Genomic DNA, 3,356 nt, shown 5'->3' with positions numbered 1-3,356 from the left:
GGCCGACCGCCTCGAAAAGGCGATCCGCGCGCGCACCGACAAGGTCGCCGAGGAAATGATGGCCGGCCCCGACGCGGACGACGATCTCTGATCGCGCGACCGCCCGCCGGAAACAAAAGGCCCGCCAGCAATGGCGGGCCTTTTGCGTTTCACACCAGCGCTTCTCCTCGTGTCCCCGCAAATGCGGGGACCCAGTACTGGGCTCCCGCCTTCGCGGGAGCACAAAGGGAGCAGCAGCCACCACAATCCTCCCCTGCAAGGGGAGGGGGACCGTCGAAGACGGTGGAGGGGGCTCACCCAGCAAAACACCGTCAAGGCTCCAGCCCGCTACCGCGCAAAGCCGCTGCGCAAAGGCAGAGACCCAGTGAAGTGCCCCGCCCTCGAGAGCACAACGCCACAAACGCGATCGACGGGAGACCCCAATGACCAACGCCGCTGAATGGTCTGGCCCCGTCGGCAATGCCTGGGCGCAGGAATGGCACCGCACAGACCGCATGTTCTCCGGCCTCGCCCCCCATCTCGACGCCGCGATCCTCGCAGCCGCACCACCGGCCGGAGGCAAGGCCCTAGACATCGGCTGCGGTGCCGGCAGCACCAGCCTCGCCCTGGCCAGCGCCCGCCCCGACCTGATGGTGACCGGCATCGACGTCTCCCCCGAACTCGTCGCCGTCGCGCAATCGCGAGCGCAGGCATCGCCCAACTGCACCTTCCTGACCGCCGATCTCGATCACGACACCCCGATCGCCGATCCCAATTCGGTCGACCTGTTCGTCTCGCGTCACGGAGTCATGTTCTTCGCAGACCCCGGGGCAACCTTCGTCCGGCTCCGTGCCGCCGCCCGCCCCGGTGCCGCGCTGGTGTTCTCCTGCTTCCGCGCTGCTGCCGCCAACCCTTGGGCATCGACCCTGGTCGCCGACGTCACCGGCGCCGCGCCCGCCGCCACCACCACTGGCTACGCCCCGGGCCCGTTCGGGTTCGCCGATCCCGCAATCCCCGCCGCCTTCCTTGCCGCTGCGGGCTGGCAGCCAGCCGAGCCCGAGCCGATCGACTTCACCTACATCGCCGGCGACGGTGCCGATCCGCTCGCCGAAGCGGTCGCGCTGCTCCGCCGCATCGGTCCGATCGCGAGTGCGATCCGCACCGCGGCCGATCCGCACGCGATGGTCGATCGGCTTGCCACGATGCTGGAGCGCTATAGGACGGGCGACCTGATCGCCTTTCCCGCCGCTGCATGGCTCTGGCGCGCAACGGCGTAGGCGACAGCAGGGAGCTTGCCGATGATCACCGTTCACCATCTCGAGAATTCACGGTCGCAGCGCATCCTGTGGATGCTCGAGGAACTCGGGCTGCCGTACGAGATCAAGCGCTACGAACGCGACAAGGCGACGATGCTCGCCCCGCCCGAGCTCCGCCGTGTCCACCCGCTCGGCAAGTCGCCGGTGATCGACGATGACGGGCTGGTAATCGCCGAAACCGGCGCCATCGTCGAATATCTGGTCGAAAAGGCGGACGGCCGGCTCGGCGCCCCCGCGCACCGCGACGCGGCGCTGCGCTATCGCTTCTGGCTGCATTATGCCGAGGGATCGATGATGCCGCCGCTGGTGCTCAAACTGATCCTCGGCCGCATCCCGCTGCTCGGCAAATCGTCGCAGAAGCGGATCCAGCCGATGATCGACAACCATCTGAACTATGTCGAGGCGGAACTCGCGACCCGCCCTTGGTTTGCCAGCGACGAGATGACCGCCGCCGACATCATGATGAGCTTCCCGCTCGAAGCCGCGCGCAGCCGCGCCGGCCTCGACGACTCGCGCCCGGCGACGATCGCCTGGCTGGCGACGATCCACGCCCTCCCGGCTTACCGGACCGCGCTGGAGAAGGGCGGCCCTTATGCCTATGCCAAATAGCTAGGCGACGCCGCGGCTCGGTGCGTGAGGCGGTTCGATGTCGACCGGCTCCGTCGGGTCGAGCGTGCCTTCCCACCGTGCGACCACGCTCGCGGCGACCGCGTTGCCGACCACATTGGTCGCCGACCGGCCCATGTCGAGGAAGTGATCGACCGCCAGAATCAGCAGCAGACCCGCCTCGGGGATCTTGAACAGCGGCAGCGTCGCCGCAATCACCACCAGGCTGGCGCGCGGCACCCCGGCGATGCCCTTGGAGGTCACCATCAGTACCAGCAGCATGATCACCATCTGCCCGAGCGACAGGTCGATGCCGTAAGCCTGGGCGATGAACAACGACGCGAAGGTCATGTAGATCATCGATCCGTCGAGGTTGAACGAGTAACCGAGCGGCAGCACGAAGCTGGATATCTTGGGCGGCACGCCGAACCGATCCAGTGCTTCCAGCGTCCGCGGATACGCCGCCTCCGACGAAGCGGTCGTGAACGCCAGCAGCAAGGGCTCCCGGATATAGCGAACCAGCAGGCCCATCCGCTTGCCGATGAAGAGGAACCCTATCCCGATCAGCATCGCCCACAAGGTCGCCAGGCCGATATAGAAGGTCAGCATGAAGTAACCGAGATCGCCGATCACCCCGGGCCCGCGCTCCGCCAGCGTGCTCGTCACCGCGGCGAACACCGCGATCGGGGCGAAGCGCATCACATAGTTGGTGATCTGCAACATTACCGCCGCAAGCGCTTCGGTCGCCTTCACCAGCGGCGCCGCCTTCTCGCCGACCGCGGTGATCGCGACCCCGACGAATAGCGAGAAGATCACGATCTGGAGGATCTCGTTCTGTGCCATCGCGTCGATCATCGATGCGGGGACGACATGGGTGACGAACTTGGCGATGTCGAACGCCGCCTGGTCGACCCCGCTGGTCGCGGTCACCGGCGGCAGCGGGAGGTTCAGCCCGACGCCCGGCTGGAACAGGTTGACGAGGATCAGCCCCAGGGTCAGCGACAACAGGCTGGCGCACAGGAACCAGCCCACCGCACGCAGCCCGACCCGCCCGAGCGCCCCGGTGTCGCCCATATGCGCGATCCCGACGACCAGGGTGGAAAACACCAGCGGCGCGATGATCATCTTGATGAGCCGCAAGAACAGCGTCGTCAGGATGGAGAAATAGCCCGCGATCTTGGTCAGCGTCGCGGCCGACGCCGGCGTACCGTCGTCGATCGCGAGGTGCAGCCCCCAACCGACGATCAGCCCGAGCACCAACCCGACGATAATGAAGAAGGTCAGCCGCTTGGCCATGCAGTCGCTCCCGATACTGATACCCCTAGGGAGGGGATTGCGGGCGCGGGGTCAAGGACCGTATCGCTGTGCGATGTCCTACTCGCCATCCCGCCGCGACCTGATCCGCACCGCCGCCGCTCTGCCGCTGCTCTCGACCGCCGCAATACTGCGCGCCGC

3 protein-coding genes are annotated in these 3,356 nt (G+C 67.1%); 2 read left to right on the top strand and 1 reads right to left on the bottom strand.

Annotation, left to right across the window (positions count from 1 at the left end; all coding sequences use genetic code 11):
- The first annotated feature begins 422 nt into the window (after window positions 1-422).
- Both VF643_RS11935 and VF643_RS11930 read left to right on the top strand, forming a co-directional pair.
- The gene (locus VF643_RS11935) at window positions 423-1,256 is read left to right on the top strand and encodes a class I SAM-dependent methyltransferase (RefSeq protein ID WP_331043616.1); all 834 of its coding nucleotides are present in this window, start codon (window positions 423-425) and stop codon (window positions 1,254-1,256) included.
- A 21-nt stretch (window positions 1,257-1,277) separates the two neighbouring features.
- Window positions 1,278-1,904, top strand: coding sequence for a glutathione S-transferase (locus VF643_RS11930; RefSeq protein WP_331043615.1), 627 nt, complete (start codon window positions 1,278-1,280; stop codon window positions 1,902-1,904).
- Here VF643_RS11930 and VF643_RS11925 read toward each other — a convergent pair whose 3' ends face one another.
- The gene (locus tag VF643_RS11925; protein WP_331043614.1) at window positions 1,905-3,197 is read right to left on the bottom strand and encodes a dicarboxylate/amino acid:cation symporter; all 1,293 of its coding nucleotides are present in this window, start codon (window positions 3,195-3,197) and stop codon (window positions 1,905-1,907) included.
- Window positions 3,198-3,356: the final 159 nt, after the last annotated feature.

This window comes from Sphingomonas sp. (genome assembly GCF_036387595.1).
GTDB lineage: Bacteria > Pseudomonadota > Alphaproteobacteria > Sphingomonadales > Sphingomonadaceae > Sphingomonas.
This window is presented reverse-complemented; position numbering and strand designations above follow the sequence as displayed.

Excerpts from the sequence above, each read along its gene's own strand:
- VF643_RS11935 (WP_331043616.1), top strand. The coding sequence starts at position 423 with ATGACCAACGCCGCTGAATGGTCTGGCCCCGTCGGCAATGCCTGGGCG.
- VF643_RS11925 (WP_331043614.1), bottom strand. The coding sequence starts at position 3,197 with ATGGCCAAGCGGCTGACCTTCTTCATTATCGTCGGGTTGGTGCTCGGG.
- VF643_RS11930 (WP_331043615.1), top strand. The coding sequence starts at position 1,278 with ATGATCACCGTTCACCATCTCGAGAATTCACGGTCGCAGCGCATCCTG.